We start from the raw sequence: 235 nt of genomic DNA on the forward strand, positions 1-235 counted from the left end.
CAACGAAGCAGACAACGGCCTGAAAAATAACGTCGGCACCATCGCCATGGCGCGCACCGGCGATCCGAATTCCGCAACCAGCCAGTTCTTTATCAATACGGCCGACAACGACTTTTTGAATTTCAAAAGCAAAACCCCTCAAGGCTACGGCTATGCCGTTTTCGGTAAAGTTACTTCCGGCATGGACGTTGTCCGTAAAATCAGCAAAGTGAAAACAGCGGCACGCGGCTATCAT

Annotated in this window: 1 protein-coding gene; it reads left to right on the forward strand. The window is 50.6% G+C overall.

The genetic code is table 11. The annotated features are described in order from the left end of the window. On the forward strand, positions 1-235 hold a 235-nt coding region (locus tag ACTHS3_RS18650), incomplete at both ends, for a peptidylprolyl isomerase (protein WP_440368897.1).

This window comes from Neisseria sp. P0009.S007 (assembly GCF_051962515.1).